This is a genomic window from Phytohabitans sp. LZ39 (assembly GCF_059359075.1).
Map to the genome: position 1 here is coordinate 33,207 of NZ_JCADBM010000036.1, position 15,171 is coordinate 48,377.

At 72.6% G+C, this 15,171-nt stretch carries 14 protein-coding genes; 7 read left to right on the top strand and 7 right to left on the bottom strand.

Annotated features, from left to right (window positions below; translation table 11 throughout):
• Window positions 1-24 precede the first annotated feature (24 nt).
• The 3 genes from AC5L36_RS42250 (at window position 25) to AC5L36_RS42260 (ending at window position 2,863) form a co-directional block, all read left to right on the top strand.
• On the top strand, window positions 25-1,500 hold the full coding sequence (locus AC5L36_RS42250) for a sensor histidine kinase (RefSeq protein ID WP_441219989.1): 1,476 nt from the start codon (window positions 25-27) through the stop codon (window positions 1,498-1,500).
• Window positions 1,501-1,804: 304 nt separating this feature from the next.
• The gene (locus tag AC5L36_RS42255; RefSeq protein ID WP_441219941.1) at window positions 1,805-2,653 is read left to right on the top strand and encodes a helix-turn-helix domain-containing protein; all 849 of its coding nucleotides are present in this window, start codon (window positions 1,805-1,807) and stop codon (window positions 2,651-2,653) included.
• 18 nt (window positions 2,654-2,671) lie between these two features.
• The gene (locus tag AC5L36_RS42260; RefSeq protein WP_441219942.1) at window positions 2,672-2,863 is read left to right on the top strand and encodes a DUF397 domain-containing protein; all 192 of its coding nucleotides are present in this window, start codon (window positions 2,672-2,674) and stop codon (window positions 2,861-2,863) included.
• A gap of 47 nt (window positions 2,864-2,910) precedes the next feature.
• Here the strand turns inward: AC5L36_RS42260 and AC5L36_RS42265 are convergent, their stop codons facing one another.
• Both AC5L36_RS42265 and AC5L36_RS42270 read right to left on the bottom strand, forming a co-directional pair.
• Window positions 2,911-3,636: an ABC transporter permease gene (locus tag AC5L36_RS42265; RefSeq protein ID WP_441219943.1), complete on the bottom strand. Its 726-nt coding sequence runs from the start codon at window positions 3,634-3,636 to the stop codon at window positions 2,911-2,913.
• On the bottom strand, window positions 3,633-4,556 hold the full coding sequence (locus AC5L36_RS42270) for an ABC transporter ATP-binding protein (RefSeq protein ID WP_441219944.1): 924 nt from the start codon (window positions 4,554-4,556) through the stop codon (window positions 3,633-3,635). The genes AC5L36_RS42265 and AC5L36_RS42270 overlap by 4 nt, the downstream gene beginning before the upstream one ends.
• A 203-nt stretch (window positions 4,557-4,759) precedes the next feature.
• Between AC5L36_RS42270 and AC5L36_RS42275 the strand changes: the two genes are divergently transcribed.
• Window positions 4,760-5,188, top strand: a complete 429-nt coding sequence (locus AC5L36_RS42275; protein ID WP_441219945.1) for a CBS domain-containing protein — start codon at window positions 4,760-4,762, stop codon at window positions 5,186-5,188.
• An 859-nt stretch (window positions 5,189-6,047) separates the two neighbouring features.
• Here the strand turns inward: AC5L36_RS42275 and AC5L36_RS42280 are convergent.
• Entirely contained in the window at window positions 6,048-6,413 is a 366-nt protein-coding gene (locus AC5L36_RS42280; protein ID WP_441219946.1) for a VOC family protein, read from the bottom strand.
• A 47-nt stretch (window positions 6,414-6,460) separates the two neighbouring features.
• Between AC5L36_RS42280 and AC5L36_RS42285 the strand changes: the two genes are divergently transcribed.
• Window positions 6,461-6,928, top strand: a complete 468-nt coding sequence (locus AC5L36_RS42285; RefSeq protein WP_441219947.1) for a MarR family winged helix-turn-helix transcriptional regulator — start codon at window positions 6,461-6,463, stop codon at window positions 6,926-6,928.
• Here the strand turns inward: AC5L36_RS42285 and AC5L36_RS42290 are convergent.
• The 3 genes from AC5L36_RS42290 to AC5L36_RS42300 form a co-directional block, all read right to left on the bottom strand.
• Window positions 6,925-7,887 (bottom strand): methyltransferase domain-containing protein, encoded by a 963-nt coding sequence (locus AC5L36_RS42290; protein ID WP_441219948.1) that lies wholly within the window; start codon window positions 7,885-7,887, stop codon window positions 6,925-6,927. The genes AC5L36_RS42285 and AC5L36_RS42290 overlap by 4 nt on opposite strands.
• A gap of 184 nt (window positions 7,888-8,071) precedes the next feature.
• A complete protein-coding gene (locus tag AC5L36_RS42295; protein ID WP_441219949.1) occupies window positions 8,072-8,833 on the bottom strand; it encodes an anti-sigma factor in 762 nt (253 codons plus the stop codon).
• Entirely contained in the window at window positions 8,830-9,456 is a 627-nt protein-coding gene (locus AC5L36_RS42300) for a sigma-70 family RNA polymerase sigma factor (RefSeq protein ID WP_441219950.1), read from the bottom strand. Before AC5L36_RS42300 ends, AC5L36_RS42295 begins: the two co-directional genes overlap by 4 nt.
• A gap of 240 nt (window positions 9,457-9,696) precedes the next feature.
• On the opposite strand from AC5L36_RS42300, the gene AC5L36_RS42305 reads away from it, so the two are divergent.
• Both AC5L36_RS42305 and AC5L36_RS42310 read left to right on the top strand, forming a co-directional pair.
• The gene (locus tag AC5L36_RS42305) at window positions 9,697-11,754 is read left to right on the top strand and encodes an Hsp70 family protein (RefSeq protein WP_441219951.1); all 2,058 of its coding nucleotides are present in this window, start codon (window positions 9,697-9,699) and stop codon (window positions 11,752-11,754) included.
• Complete coding sequence (locus AC5L36_RS42310) at window positions 11,738-13,120, top strand: Hsp70 family protein (protein ID WP_441219952.1); 1,383 nt, start codon at window positions 11,738-11,740, stop codon at window positions 13,118-13,120. Before AC5L36_RS42305 ends, AC5L36_RS42310 begins: the two co-directional genes overlap by 17 nt.
• A gap of 1,118 nt (window positions 13,121-14,238) precedes the next feature.
• Here the strand turns inward: AC5L36_RS42310 and AC5L36_RS42315 are convergent.
• Complete coding sequence (locus AC5L36_RS42315) at window positions 14,239-15,099, bottom strand: class I SAM-dependent methyltransferase (protein ID WP_441219953.1); 861 nt, start codon at window positions 15,097-15,099, stop codon at window positions 14,239-14,241.
• Window positions 15,100-15,171 lie beyond the last annotated feature (72 nt).

A 15,171-nucleotide genomic window follows, 5' to 3' on the forward strand; every position in this document is an offset into this window, starting at 1 on the left:
GCTAACGTCGAGGCTGTGCGACGCATGGCGACCGACCTCCTGCTCTGGGTGGTGCTCGCCTTCGCGCCGGTGACCGGCTGGCTGGGCCATCGCGGATACCCGTTCTGGCTGCTCGTGCTCGCGATCGCCGGGCTCGGCGCGGCGGTGGTGGTGGGCCGGCGCTTCCCGCTCGCCTCGCTGTTCATCGTGGTCGCGCTCACCGCCGTGGACGGCAACTTCTCGTTCGCGCTGCCGGTGGTCTCCTACCTCGTCGGCCGGCGGATGGCGAGCGTGGTGCCGGCCGCCATCGGCTTTCTGGCGATCGTGGCGGTCGCCACGCCGTACGTGCTCGTCGACGCCGGCTTCTTCGTCTGGACCCAGATGGCCGGCGTGCTCGTGTACGCGGGGCTCTTTCCCTGGCTGGTCGGCCGCTACCGGCGGCAGCAGCAGGACCTCGTCGCGGCCGGCTGGGAGCACGCCGAGCAGCTCGAGCGGGAGCAGCGGCTGGCCGCCGACCAGGTACGGCTGCGCGAGCGCACCCGGATCGCCGAGGACATGCACGACTCGCTCGGCCACGAGCTCAGCCTCATCGCGCTCCGGGCCGGCGCGCTGGAGCTCGACCCCGGCCTCGACGAGCGCCACCGCGCGGCGGCCGGTGAGCTACGGGCCAGCGCGGGGGCGGCCACCGACCGGCTCCGCCAGATCATCGGCGTGCTGCGCGACAGGACCGACGCGGCGCCGATCCGGCCGGTCGACGAGGACATCGCCGAGCTCGTACGCCGGGCGAAGGAGTCGGGCATGGCCGTCGACCTCGACGCTGAGCCGGGCTCGCTGCCCCCGATGGTCGACCGGGCCGCGCACCGGGTCGTGCAGGAGGCGCTGACCAACGCCAACAAGCACGCGCCGGGTGCGGCGGTCACGGTGCGGATCCGGCACGGCGAGGCGGAGGCGACGGTCACCGTCAGAAACGCGCCACCGCCCGCCGGCCCACTCCCCTCGGTCACACCGGGTGGGCGCGGCCTGGTAGGGCTCGGTGAGCGGGTGCGGCTTGCCGGCGGCACGCTGACGGCGGACCGGCTGCCCGGCGGGGGCTTCGAGGTGGTGGCCCGGCTGCCGTACGCGGCCGAGCCCGCACCGCCGACGCCCGAGTCTTCGACCGACCGGCGGCGGCTCGTGCAGCGCCAGGCCCGGCGCGGCCTGATCGCGGCGGTCGCGGTGCCCGTGGCCCTGGGCGCGGTGCTCGGCGGGACAGCGGTGGCCTACTACGTGTACGCGACGGAAAACTCCGTGCTCCCGCCGGACCGGTACGCCCGCCTCGACGTGGGCATGGACCGGGCCGCCGTGGAGCGGGTGCTGCCGGACCGCGAGTGGCTGGACGCTCCGGCCGAGGACGACGGGCCCGGCGGCGACTGCCTCTACTACCGCTCACACGGAGACGTGCTGCGGGCACAGCTCGACATCTACCGCCTGTGCTTCGCGGACGGCCGGCTGATCGCGAAGGACGCGCTCAGCCGCCCATGACCCGCTGTCCCAAATTTGACAGATCAGCATTTGCGGCAGGAGGTCCGCGCCGGGCGGCGACGCGGGGCGCCCTTGCCCTCGGCGTCGCCGACCCGGCCGGAGATTGGTAGGAGCGGGGGCTGGAGGCAGCTTGGCAGGCTTGGCAGGAAGCCCGCCGCTCCTGTCACATGAGCATGGCTTGTGCGAGTCGCATTTGCAAGAGACTCAACATGATCATTCATGGTACGTTTCGCCCCAGGGGCTTGGATCCGCGCCGCCGCGGTTGTACATGTTCAAATGTGTCGTGTCACGGGAGGGAGGAGTCGTGGACGGCACGAGCCCGACCGTCCAGCGGCGCCGGCTCGGACTCGCACTGCGGACATTGCGGCAGGCGCGAGGGCTGACCGGCGAGCAGGTCGGCGAGCGGGTCGAACGTTCCGCGTCGTGGATCTCCCGTGTGGAGGGTGGCCGTATCGGCATCCGCGGGCGGGATCTGCGCGACCTGCTCGACCTGTACGAAGTGGACGACGCCGCGCGCCGCGCCGAGCTGCTGTCCCTCGCCGAGAGGGGGCGGGCGCGCAGCTGGTGGAGCGAGTTCAGCGGCTCGATCTCGGAGCCGTACGCGACCTTCATCGGCTTCGAGGACGAGGCGACCCGCTTCGACTCGTACGAGCCGGGGGTGGTGCCGGGCCTTCTCCAGCAGGAGTCGTACGCCCGCGCGCTGCTCGAGAGCGGCCTCCCCCAGCTGAGCAAGCGCGAGGTCGAAGACCGCGTGCAGGTGCGGCTGCGCCGGCAGGAGGTGCTCCGCAAGCCCGACCCGCTGCGCCTCTCCCTCGTCCTACAGGAGAACGTGCTGCGCCAGCGGGTGGGCAGCGCCCAGATCATGCGCGACCAGCTGCGCCACCTGATCTGGGCGGCCCGGCTGCCAAACGTCGACCTGCGGATCCTCCTCGACGAGCAGACGAGCCCGATCGGCAGCTTCCATCACTTCGTCGTGATCTATCTGGAATCCGATGTCCCCGATACGGTGTACGTCGAGGATTTCGCAGGGGGACGGTTTGAACGCGCCGGTAGCATCCGGCCGTACCAAGAAACGTTCGAGCGATTTAACCGTCTAGCGCTCGATCCAGGCGAGTCGATTACTAAGATCGAATCCGCCATGGCTGCCCCCTAAGAATGTGAGAACGATTCTGTGTTGACGAACTCTTGGCGCAAGAGCTCGCGCAGCTACAACAACGGCGACTGTGTGGAAGCGCGCCGTGACGCCGCCACCGTCGAGATGCGAGACAGTAAGGACCACGGTGGGCCGGTGCTCGGCTTCCACCAGGACCGCTGGCAGGAGTTTCTCGACGGCGTCCAGCTGGGCGAGTTCGACCGCCCGTAAACCCTTGGGCGGGAGTGCGGCCCGGTCGCCGCACTCCCGCCGCCCGCTCAGGCGTCGCGCCGCCTCAGCACCGCGTAGCCGGCCGCCAGGATCGCAGCCGTCCAGGCCACCAGGATCAGCGCACCGCCCGCGTCGCCGTCCGCCACGAACCTGCCGCCGGCCACGCCCGGCAGGTAGTCGGACGCCGGTTCGGGCACCACCATCGACAGACCGACAAGCAGCACCAGCACGGCGGAAAGTGTGCCGACCGCGCTGCGCAGGGCGGCGCCCATGCCGACGCTGAAGATCGCGATCAGCGCCAGGTAGGCCGCGATCCGCACGGCCACCGCCACCGCCTCGCCGCCGTCCACCACCGCGTAGTCGCGCAGGCCCAGCCGGGCGGCGGCGAGGCCCGCGACGGCCAGCACGAGCCCGGCGGCGAACGTCACCGCCGCGGCCACCCCGGCCTTCGCCAGCAACACCCGCCCGCGTACCGGCACCGCGCGCAGCGTGGCCCGGATCGTGCCGGAGGAGTACTCCGCGGTGATCACCAGCATGGCGAGCGCGATCACCGCGAACTGGGCGAGCGACACCGACCCGGCCGCGGGCTCGGCGATCGACTGCGTGAGGGCCGCCGTGTCGCGTACCGACTGCTGCTCGGGGTGCTCCAGGTCGTACGCGAAGTCGTTGCCGAGCAGGAAGGCGCAGCTGCCCATCAGCACCACGCTGCTCGCGAGGCACCACCACGTGGACCGCACCGTCCACAGCTTCACCCACTCGGCCGCCGCGGTCATCGGCCCTCCCCGGGCACGGGTGTGGCGTACTCGACGCTCGCCGCGGTCAGCTCCAGGTAGGCCTCCTCCAGCGACGCGTCCCGGCGGCTGAGCTCGTGCACGCGCACGCCCGCCTCGTACGCGATGTCACCGATCCGCTCGATCGGCGCGCCGGAGACGGTGAGCTCGCCCGGCCCGGTGTGGTGCGCGGCGATCGTCGCGGCCGCCAGGCGGTCGCGCAGCACCTCGGCGTCGGGGGTGCGCACCCGGATGGCCGTGGTCGAGCTGCCCGCGATCACCTCGGCGATCGGGGCGTCCCGGATGATCCGGCCCTTGCCGATCACGACCAGGTGGTCGGCGGTCTGCTGCATCTCGCTCATGAGGTGACTGGAGACGAAGACGGTGCGGCCCTCGGCGGCGAGCGCGCGCATCAGCTGGCGCACCCACCGCACCCCGTCGGGGTCGAGGCCGTTGACCGGCTCGTCGAAGATCAGCACCTCGGGGTCGCCGAGCAGCGCCTCCGCGATGCCGAGACGCTGGCTCATGCCGAGCGAGAAGCCGCCGGCCCGCTTGCGCGCCACGTGGCCGAGGCCGACCGTGTCCAGCACCTCGCCCACCCGCCGCTCCGGGATTCCGTTGCTCCGCGCCATCATCCGGAGGTGGTTGCGGGCGCTCCGCCCCGGATGCACCGCCCGCGCGTCGAGCAGCGCACCAACCGTCCGAAGTGGACTCTTCAGCTCCGCGTACGGCTTGCCGCCGACCAGAGCGGTGCCCGCCGTGGGCCGGTCCAGCCCGAGGATCATGCGGATGGTGGTGGACTTGCCGGAGCCGTTCGGCCCGAGAAACCCGGTCACCCGACCCGGCGCGATCCGCAGCGAGATGTCGTGCACCGCCGTGGTCGCGCCGTACCGTTTCGTCAGGCCGGTCACAGTGATCGTCATACGGCCGACGCTATGGACGGGTGGGTGACCGCCGCAGGGCCCGATCGTCACCCGCTCCCCCTGACTTTCGTCAGGTCTGGCCTTTGCCCTGCGTGGCCCTCCCCTGACGGTTACGGTGAGTGCTGAGGCGCTCCGCCCCGGGCAGTGCGCGAGCGCCGTCGTCCGCCGGCCTCGACGACGCGGCCGGAGGAAGGAGAAGCACCATGAGCACCGCTCGCGACATCATGCATCCGGGATGCGAGTGCATCGCCGAAGACGACACGCTGGAGAACGCCGCCCGGATGATGCGGGACCTCCAGGTGGGCGCGCTGCCCATCTGCGGCAGAGACGACCGCCTGAAGGGCATCATCACCGACCGCGACATCGTGGTGCGGTGTGTCGCCGAGGGCGGCGACCCCCGTTCGATGACCGCCCGCGACATGGCGCAGGGCACGCCGATCTGGGTCGACGTCGAAGCCGACCAGGACGAGGTGCTGCGCCTCATGCAGAGCAACAAGATCCGCCGCCTGCCGGTGATGGAGGGTCAGCGCATCGTCGGCATGATCAGCGAAGCCGACCTCGCCGTACACCTCGACGAGCACCGCCTGCACCAGTTCGCCGAGAGCATCTACTCGGCGAGTCCCACCAACTGACCGCTCGCTCGGACGGGGGCGCCACCTCGGCGCCCCCGCTCCCACGCCGCCTCTAGAGAGCTTTCGCAGTTGGGGTTACGCGCGTGGCGGCGCTCCGGCAGATTTCCCCCCGTCCGTGTCAGCTGGAGACCGTATGCTCCCGCGGGCACCGCTCCCGGCCGGCGGCTCGCCAGGGCGAGCCGAGATCCCCGGCCGTCCACTGCCAGCTCCGCGAGACAAGCCCCGACCACCGCCAGCATCCTGACACAGCGTCACCAGCTACGGGGTCAGGCGTTGGATCTAGAACGCTTAGGGTTGAAATAGCGCCCAAACTCTCCAAGATCTCGCACCGGACACCGTTCACGCCACCGCGGCGGTTACTCGCGGTGACGGCGCATCTGTCCGGTCTGTTGCCCGCCGCTTCGGCACGGGGCATTGGGGACAAACGAACCACGCGCGGGGTGAGCGTGACCAGCGGCGGACGGGTGAGGCCGCGGGAGCAGCGGTCTGGACCACGACGGACATCGCGGTAGCTCAAATCTGCCTTTGAATCGAGCCCGAGACCGCGGCGACCCTAACTCCGAAAGGTCTCTAGAGAGCTTTCGCAGTCGAGGTCACCGCTGATCGCGCGGTGATGCTTTTAAAGCAGATTTGCCCCCGTCCGCGTCAGCTGCGGACCGTATGCTCCCGCGGGCACCGCTCCGGCCGGCGGCTCGCCGAGATCCCCGACCTCCGCTGCCAGGCCCGCCGGACAAGCCCATCGGGGTCCACGCCCCCGAGGGATCTTGGTATGGAGCTGCCCCTCGGGGGGCCAATTCGTACCAAGATCTATCGTTGGCAGACTCCGCGACTCCGAAGGGTCTCTCGTGCGGTGGCCACACTAGCGCTCCTGCATCAGGCCTATCTTGTGGCCGTCGGGGTCGGTGAAGAACGACATCCAGAGCTCGGTCGCGCCGTCACGGTGCACGACATGTGGCGGGCCGAACGACTCGACGCCCGCCGCGACGAGGCGGGCGTGCTCGGAATCGATGTCGTCGACGCGGAAGTAGAGCGTGCACCGGCTGGCGAACTCTTCGCGCTCCGGCACACCAAGGTAGAGCCGGACGTCACCGCTGGCGAAGAAGGCCATCGGCTGGCCGGGCACCTGGAAGAGCAGCGGGATGCCGAGCACGTCACGGTAGAACACCACCGCACGGTCGATGTCGCGCACGCTGACGTGGATCTGGGCCACCGGACCGAGTGCCATGGCCACCTCCCGGACAGATGCTTAACTATGGTAAAAGGTTAACCATGGTGAAGCAGTCGAGGCAAGCACGGCTGCCTGGGCGGCCCGCGGGAGTGCCGGCCGACGAGCGCCACGAGACTGCCAACCTGTTGCACTCGGCGGCGCTGCGGCTGCTGCGCCTGGCGCGCGCCCGGGATGTGGGCATGGACCTCGACGGTCCGCGCGCGTCACTGCTGTCGGTGGTCGTCTTCGCCGGGCCGCAGCCCATTACCCGGCTGGCCGCCATCGAGCAGGTCTCGCCGCCGGCCATCACCAAGCTGGTGGCCGCCCTGGAGGCGGACGGCCTGGTGGTGCGCGAGCGCTCGGCGACCGACCGCCGCGTGGTGCTGGTGACGCCGACAGCGGCCGGCCGCCGCCTGCTGGAGCGCGGCCGGGCGGCCCGGGTGCGCGCGGTGGCCGGTCTGCTGGACGGCGCGTCGCCCCGCGACCTGGCGATTCTCCGCCGCGCCGCCCAGATCATCGCCGCCCGGCTCTAGCCCGACCGGAGCGCGGCGACCACGATCGTGGCTTCGGCGCCGGCTACCCGGATGGGGTGGCGGGCCAGCGGGTGCCAGCCCTCCAGCGGAGCGTCGCCATGGAGCAGGGCGACAAGGCGGCCCGACGGGTGGAGCACGCGGCGAAGCTCGGACCACAGCCGGGTCGGGTCGGCGGCGAGCGTGCCCCGCGCGGGCACCTGGCGTTCCCATGGCGGGTTGGCCAGGATGCGGTCGACGCCGCCGGCCCGCAGCGGCAGGGCACCCGCGTCGGCGTGGAGCAGGCGCAGGCCAAGCCCGCTGGCGTTCGTGCGCGCGGCACGCAGCGCCGCCGGGTCACGGTCGGCGCCGTAGAGGCGGGCTCCCGTGCTGGACGCCTCGATCAGCAGGGTGCCCGCGCCGCAGCACGGGTCGAGCACCACATCGCCGCGCCCGACGCCGGCCAGCCGGACCATCGCGGCGGCCACCGGCGGGTGCAGCGTGCCGGGCACGCTCGCCCGCTTGTAGTCGCGGCGGTGGGCGGGACGGTCAGCCTGGCGTACGGCCACCGTGGCCCGCTTGCCCTCGATCGTCACCCGCCACGAGGTGGTGCCGGGCGGTGGGCGTACGCCGCCGCGGCGCGAGTGGTAGGGCACGCCCAGCACGCTCGACAGGTACGCGCCGACGGCGTCCTCGACGTCGTACCGGCCGAAGCGGCGGGCGCCCACCACCGTGGCGGAGACGTCGAGCGGCCGGCGTGGCGCCCACGAGAGGTCGCCCAGCTCGGTGAGGTGGCGGAGGTCGTCCTTGGTGTGGCCGATGCCGTGCAGCACGGCGGCCACGAGCAGTACATCGTCGGCGGTGGGCAGGGCACGGGTCGCGGCGGCCGGATCCGGCGAGGTGAAGTGCACCTCGCGGTGGCCGATGAGGTCGACGTGGCCGAGACCGCGTTCGCGGATCTCGCTGGCGACCAGGATTTCCATGCCTCGCACCGTCCGCGCCAGGAGGCGCGCGCGCATCGTTCTTCTCCCGCGGCAGGACCCGGGACGGCGCCTCGCCGCCCCGCATCACCAGCGGTGGGAATGGCCCACGACCCGCCAGTGGGGGTCAGCGGGCGAGGAAGAAGAACGTCATGCGATCACCGTAGCCGCGGCCGGAAACGAATTTTCAGGCCCGCACCGGCACGCTGGCCACGACCGGGGCGCTCGGCTCGCGGGAGGATCCGTCGGACGGCTCGATCGTGACGCCGAGCGTGTCCATGCCGCGGATCTTGTCGATCAGCTTGGTCGCCCCGCCCTCACCGGCCGGGAGCACCCCGCGCGAGGCGGTCGTGCCGGCGGCGATGAACCACAGCTGGTACGCCCGGTCGGCGCCAGGCGCGCGGGCGCCGGAGAGCATGACCACGCCCTCGTCCAGGCTCTCCGAGAGCACCATCGTGATCTGGCCGCCACCGGTCACCGGCGCGGAACGCAGCTGCGCGTCGGAGGCGGCGAGCACGGCCTCGACCCGGGCCGCCTCCGCGCGCAGGGCCTCGGCGGTGGCCCGCTCGTCCTGTACCCGCTGCTCTTGCGCGACATAGGAGACCGTGCCCGTGCCCGCGGCCAGGACCACCGCGGCGGCCGCGGCGACGGCGAGCGACCGGCGCCGCAAGCCGCCTGCGGCGGGTGAGGCGGCACGAGCCGGGCGGTCCGCATGCCCCGGAGGCACCTGGCGGGTCTGGCGGATCTCGGCGAGCACGTTGCCGCGCAGCCGGGGCGGCGGCACCGACCAGGCGCCGTCGGCCAGCCGGGCGGCGGTCTCCTGGAGCTCGGCCACCTCGTGCGCGCAGGACTCGCACTCCGCCAGGTGGCGGGCGAAGGCGGCCCGTTCGACGTCGGAGAGCGCGTGCAGCGCGTACGCCCCGGCGAGCGCGTGGACGTCTGTCGTCACGCGGTCACCTCCACGCCCAGGCAGTCGCGCAGCCGGATCAACCCGTCGCGCATGCGCGTCTTGATGGTGGGCAGCGCGGTGTCGAGCAGCTCGGCGACCTCGCGGTAGGTGTAGCCGCCGTAGTAGGCCAGCGTGATCGCCTCGCGCTGGAGGCCGGTGAGCGTCTGGATGCACCGCCGCACCTGCTGCTGCTCCAGGTGTGCGGTGGCCTGGTCGACCACCTCGTCGTACGGAGTCTCGCCCTGCGTGGCGGCCAGGCGGCGGGCCCGATCGGCGCCGGCCTGCTCGGAGCGGACCCGGTCGACGGCGCGGCGGTGGGCGATCGTGAAGACCCACGCGGTGGCCGAGCCGCGCGCCGGGTCGAAGCGGCTGGCGGTGCGCCACACCTCGACGAGCACCTCCTGGGCCACCTCCTCGGCCTGGGCGGGGTCACGCAGGACGCGCCGGGCCAGCCCGTACACCCGGGGGGCCACGAGGTCGTAGAGGCGCTCGAACGCGGCCTCGTCGCCCCGCGCCACCGCGCGGAGCAACTCGTTGGCCTCCATCGCGGGCTCCGGCGCCAGCGGGGGTACGGCCGACAGGTGGTCCGCCCGACGCGGCCCGTCGTTGGCGCCGTCGCTCATGAAAGCCAGCCTCTCGCCGATCATTTGCGCGCCCATATCGGTACTTCGGAGCCGTACGGTACCCGGATTGCTTGATCGATTGTTACCAACGTGTTGCTGCTGCATCCATATCGTCCACTTGGCTTGTGCAGTACCCCTCCGGAGGGTGGACGCGGCCGTAAGACTCGCGGAAACTATGCCGGAACTCCCAGTAGTTCGAAAACTCCCAGCCGCGTATCAAAACCCCTTTGAGGATCCCTCATGGCCGAGCCGATCCTGGTGGTCGATGTCGGCACATCGGCTGCCCGCGTCGCGTTGGTCGTCGGTGACCAGTCCGGGCTCCTGCGCGAGCCGGGCACCGGCAGCCTGGTCTGGCCGTCTTCCGTCTGCCTCGACGACGCCGGCTACCTGGTCGGCACCGCCGCCGAGCGGCGCAAGCGGGCCATCCCCCGGCGCTACATCGACGGGCCGCGGCGGGCCGTCGACGCGCAGGCGTCGATGTGGCTGGAGGGGCGGGAGGTCACCGGCGGCGAGGCGCTGGCCGCCTATCTGACGGCCGTGCGCGGCGAGGCCCGCCAGCAGTATGGCGCGGATATCGACCGCGTGACGCTCACCACACCCGCGTCGTACGGGCCGGGAGACCCGCGTCGCGACGTGCTGATCGCGGCTGGCGGGATGGCCGGTTTCTCCGATGTGGAGCTGCTGTCCAGCGCGGTGGCGGCGGCACTCGACCCGGAGACCGGTAGCGGGCTGCCGTCCGGGGCGCTGGTGCTGGTCTGCGTGCTCGGCGCCACCTGGACCGTCTCGCTCGTGCGGGTGCGGGGCAACCACACCGTCCAGCTGGCCCAGGAAACCTCGGCCGCCGGCCACGACCTCGACGCCCTGCTGATCGACGATCTGCGCTCCGAGGGGCGCCCGTGGCTCGAGCCGCTGCTCGCCGCACCCGGCGACGCGGGGCTGCGCGCCTACTACGAGGCGATCGACTTCGTGCGGCGGCTCAAGCACCAGCTCGCTGACGCCGAGGAGGTGGCCGACCACCTCACGCCGATCGCGCCGCCCTACCGGCTGACCCGCGAGTGGCTGGCGGCGTTCGCGGAGCCGGCGTTGCGGTGGCTGGCCGCCAGCTGCCACGCCGTGCTCACCGCCGCCGGTGCCGCGCCGGCCGACGTGAGTGCCGTGGTGCTCGCCGGGGGCGGCGCGCGGCTGCCGATGGTCGAGCCGGCCCTGCGCGGCGCGCTCGGCCACCCGGTGCGCCGGGCCGCCGAGCCGGAGCTGGCCGTGGCCCGCGGCGCGGCCCGCTGGTCGGTCGGCGCGCTCAGCCGCGCGGTGCCCGCGGAGCGGCCGAGCTGGCGGGTCGAGCCGGTCGCCTGGGACATCCCCGGGGGCCGGGCCGAGCTGGTGCGCTGGCTCGTCGCGGAGGGCCAGCCATATCCCGCGGGCGCGGTCGTGGCCCGGGTGCGGGTGCCCGACGACCGCGTCTTCGACCTCGTCGCACCCCAGGCCGGCACCCTGCTCGCCCACCGCGCCGCGCCCGGCCAGCAGGTCGGCCCGGTGCTCGTCGCCTCGGCCGCGAAGACGCCCAAGGCGCTCGCCGAGCACGCCCCGCCGCTCGAGCACCGGCTGGATGTCGCCGGCTCCTGGCTGCTCACCCCCGACCGCCAGCGCCTGGTGGAGTGCGACGGCGCCGGCCGATACGTGCGATACCGGGCGGTCGGCGACACCGCCGTGACCGCCGAGTTCGTCCCGGAGCTGGGCGGCGCCGCGCCCGTGGGCGGTCGGGTCTTCGTCGGGCCGGATGGGCGGCTCTGCCTCATCGCGTGGGATGCCGAGGGCTGGTTCTCGGTCTGGGATGTCGACACGGGCAAGCTCGCGACCCGCTTCCGCGACACCGGCGGCACGTCCGACGTGCGGGTCAACGAGGTCGAGTGGCGCCTGGCCACCGAGACCGAGGGCAAAGCGGTGGGGCGCTACCGGCGTTCCACGTTCACGATCTGGGATCTCCGCACCGGCAGCCGGATCGACAAGGTCTCCGACGAGGCGTGGAGCCGCCGCCACCCCGACTACTCCAGCCGCAGCCGCACCCAGGGCTTCGGCACCACCGTCGCCAGCCCCGACGGCCAGCTGCGCGCCGCCATGCTGGAGGCCAGCGACGGCTCGTGGGTGCTGCTGGTGCACGACATCGCGACAGAGCAGGAGGTGTTCCGGGCGCACGAGACGCCGGGCCGGCGGGCACTGGCCGGGTTCAGCGCCGACGGGCGTCACCTGCTGGCCAATTGGGAGTCCGAGGGCAGGAGCCTTGTCGATGTCTGGCACGTCTGAGACCCCACCACCGTCCCGGCCGGGCGACGCGCCAGTGCTGGTTGTTGACTTCGGCACCACCTCCTCGGCCGCCGTCGTGGTCGCCGGCGACGAGGTCCGGCCCGTGCCCGAGCCGGTGACCGGCGCCGCCACCTGGCCCTCCGCCGTCCTCTGGGATGGGCAGCAGATGTTCGTCGGCACGCTGGCCGAGCGGCGCAAGCGCTCGGAGCCGGAGTCGTACGCCGCCGAGTTCAAGCGCGGGCTGGCGGCGGACTCGTCGGTGATGCTGGGCGGGCGCCGCTTCCGCCCGGTCGAGCAGGTCGTCGCGCTGCTCACCGCGCTCCGCGCCGAGGCCGAGCGCCTGCACGGCGGCCCGATCGCCCGCACGCTGGTGACAGTGCCGGCGAGCTACGCCCCCGGCGACCCGCGCCGCGCCCGCATGCTCGCCGCCGCCGAGGCCGCCGGCCTGGAGACCGTCGAGCTGCTACCCGAGCCGGTCGCGGCCGCCTTCGCGCCGGTGGCTGGTCCACCCTTCACCCCCGGCGACCTCGTCTTGGTGTACGACCTGGGTGGCGGCACCTTCGACACCGCGGTCCTGCGCATCGGCGAGCGGTGGCACGAGGTGCTCGGGCACGCGGCGCTTGACGACTGCGGCGGCCGCGACATCGACGCGCTGCTGGCCGGCCGCATCCACGCCGAGGGCCAGGAGTGGCTCGCACCGCTGCTCTCCTCCGCCGCCGCGAGCCCCAACGACCCGGCCGCGCTGCGTCTGGGCATGGCGGTCACCGACTTCGCCCAGCGCCTCAAGCACCAGCTGAGCGACGCCCCGACGGTCGAAGACTTCTTCATGCCGAACGCGCCCGCCTACCGGCTCAGCCGCCCCGACCTCGGCGCGCTGGCCGCACCGCTGCTGGGCCGCACGGTGTCCTGCTGCACCGACCTGCTGGCCCGCGTGGGCGTGTCGCCACACCAGGTCGCGGCCATCTTGACCGTGGGCGGCGGGTCACGCATGCCCGCCGTGGCCGAGCTCCTCCAGCAGACGCTACGGCTCCCACTCCGCACCGTCGACGAGCCCGAGCTGGCCACCGTGCAGGGCGCGGCGCGCTGGCTGGCCCGCAGCGGCCCACGCCGGGTGACCGCCGCCACGTCGCCCGAGCCGTCGGTGCCGCTGTCGTTCGCGATCCCGGGCGGCTCAGCCCACCTGCTGCGCTGGCTTGTCGCGCCCGGCCAGACGTACGTGGCGGGCGTGCCGCTGGCCCGCGTCCGCCTGACCAGCGGCGCCATGTGGGATCTCACCGCCCGCGTGCCCGGCACCCTCGACCGCCTGCTGGCCGCCCCAGGCACGGAGGTCACCGCCCACGACTGGCTCGCGCTCGCCCGCCCGTAGAGAGTCGGCCCTGTCGGCTTGCCTCGAAGCCCGATCCCAAGAATTTCGAGCTACCGCAACGTGCGCGGTGGTCCAGACCTAATGCCACCGCTGCTCCCGCGGCTCACGCTCGCGTTTGGTCGCGGTCACCCCTTTGCTCGGCGGATGCACGGCCCGCAGTGCACGCCTTCAGGAGGCCTTCGCCGCCCCCTATGAACCATTTGTCACTTTCCCGTGGAGCGACGAGCTTCGCCCACTGAGTACCTTATTTGGACAGAGATTTGAGCTACCGCGACGTCCGTCGTGGTCCAGACCGCTGCTCCCGCGGCCTCACCCGTCCGCCGTTGGTCGCGCTCACCCCAGCGCGCAACCGGCCGGAAGGAAAGAGGGCGGGGTGACGGAGCTCGCGCCGGGCGGTGGTCGACGTTTGTCCAGAATGTCTGTTCCCGGATCGGCGATCCGGGAAAGCAACGGGGTCGTCGTCGCCGCGGGTAACCACCACGAAGGTGCGAGCGGCGCGAGGCTCGAGATCTAGGAGAGTTAGGGCGCCATTTCAACCCTAGATCTCCTAGATCTCGAAGTCTGGTCCCGTTGGATGGTTACGTTGCGTCGGGATGGTGCAGGTGGGGCCGCGAAGACCCCCTTCCGGGCTTGTCTCGCGGAGCTGGCAGTGGACGGCCGGGGATTTCGGCGAGCGCCGCGAGCCGCCGGCCGGGAGCGGTGCCCGCGGGAGCATACGGTCCGCAGCTGACGCGGACGCGGGCAAATCTGCCTTGAAGCAACGCCACGACGGGCGGCGGCCTTGAACCCGAAAGGTCTCTAGGTCTACTTCCAGACGATGCATAAATACCAACCACACGATCACGACCCCACCACGGCCCAGCCGTCCCCAAGCCGCAGCCAGCGCGCGAAGCCCGAGCCGTGCCGCACCAGGAGACCGAAACAAGGCCAGGCGGCCCCGCCGGAGGCGCCGAACTTAGGGTGAGTGGCAATGGGTCCAGACCGTCTTGCACCGCGGACGTGGCAGCGGAGGTCGGGGATCTCGGCTCGCCCTGCGAGCCGCCGACCTGCGCGGTCTCCGGCGGGAGCAGCGGTCCGCAGGTGACGCGGCCCGGGAAATGTTGGCTTTAAGAAAGGGGTTACGGCGCGGCGCGGACTCCGATGTGGACGGTGCGGGCGTCCAGCCAGTAGATGTCTTCGCGGAGGCCGAGCCAGGCCGTATCGCCCGAGTCGAGCAGGCGATCCCACGCCTCCAGGTCGGCCGGGTCGAGCAACCCGGCCGGCCGCAGGTGGTCGACCCGGTGGGCGAGCTTGTCGAGGACCCTGTTGACCTCGGCGTCGGTCAGCGGCAGCTCGCGCTCGAAGAGGGTCGTCCGTGCCGTGACGTCGACCAGGCCGGCACGGCGGAGGCACTCGCTCCAGCCGTACGGCATCCGCACCGACCCGGGCAGCCCGGCCCGCATCGACGCGAACCACCGGTCCTGCGCCGCGTCCAGCCGCACCTCGAGCCCGGGGTCGCCTATGCCGACGTCCCATGGCAGGTGGCGGGCGGGCAGTCCGCCTTCGGCCAGCGCCAGCCGGCCGCCCGCGCCGAGCAGCCCGGCGAGCGCGTCGACCGCCGCCTGCTGGTCGCCCGCGTGGTGTACCGACGCGGAGGCCCACACCAGGTCGGCCGGCTCGCCGAGCGCGGCCCGCAGGTCGGCGAGGTCGCCGCCGAGGTCGGCCGCCACAAATTCCAGGTGCGGGGCGCGCTCCTTCGCCGCCGCGAGGATCGCCGGCTCCCCGTCGACGCCCACGGCGCGCCCCTCCGGGCCGAGCGCGGCCGCGAGCGCGCGTGTCATGCCGGCGCCGCCGCAGCCCACGTCGACCGCGAGCCGGTCGTCCGGGCGGACCAGTGCCGCCGCGGTGGCCGCATACCAACCCGCTTCCTCGCCGGCGAGACGACCGAGATGTGCCGTTTGTTCAGACCAGACCACGGTGTACGGATCTTCACTCGTCACCGGCCCATTGTGGTCCTCTCCTGCCACGGCAGGAGGCCCGTGCGCCGCCCGAAGGCCTACTGTTCGGATGTG

Coding starts and splice junctions, on each gene's coding strand:
- AC5L36_RS42270 (WP_441219944.1), bottom strand. CDS start 4,556: ATGACGATCACTGTGACCGGCCTGACGAAACGGTACGGCGCGACCACG.
- AC5L36_RS42280 (WP_441219946.1), bottom strand. CDS start 6,413: ATGGCACTCGGTCCGGTGGCCCAGATCCACGTCAGCGTGCGCGACATC.
- AC5L36_RS42300 (WP_441219950.1), bottom strand. CDS start 9,456: ATGAGCGACGGCGCCAACGACGGGCCGCGTCGGGCGGACCACCTGTCG.
- AC5L36_RS42310 (WP_441219952.1), top strand. CDS start 11,738: ATGTCTGGCACGTCTGAGACCCCACCACCGTCCCGGCCGGGCGACGCG.
- AC5L36_RS42305 (WP_441219951.1), top strand. CDS start 9,697: ATGGCCGAGCCGATCCTGGTGGTCGATGTCGGCACATCGGCTGCCCGC.
- AC5L36_RS42265 (WP_441219943.1), bottom strand. CDS start 3,636: ATGACCGCGGCGGCCGAGTGGGTGAAGCTGTGGACGGTGCGGTCCACG.
- AC5L36_RS42290 (WP_441219948.1), bottom strand. CDS start 7,887: ATGGAAATCCTGGTCGCCAGCGAGATCCGCGAACGCGGTCTCGGCCAC.
- AC5L36_RS42250 (WP_441219989.1), top strand. CDS start 25: ATGGCGACCGACCTCCTGCTCTGGGTGGTGCTCGCCTTCGCGCCGGTG.
- AC5L36_RS42275 (WP_441219945.1), top strand. CDS start 4,760: ATGAGCACCGCTCGCGACATCATGCATCCGGGATGCGAGTGCATCGCC.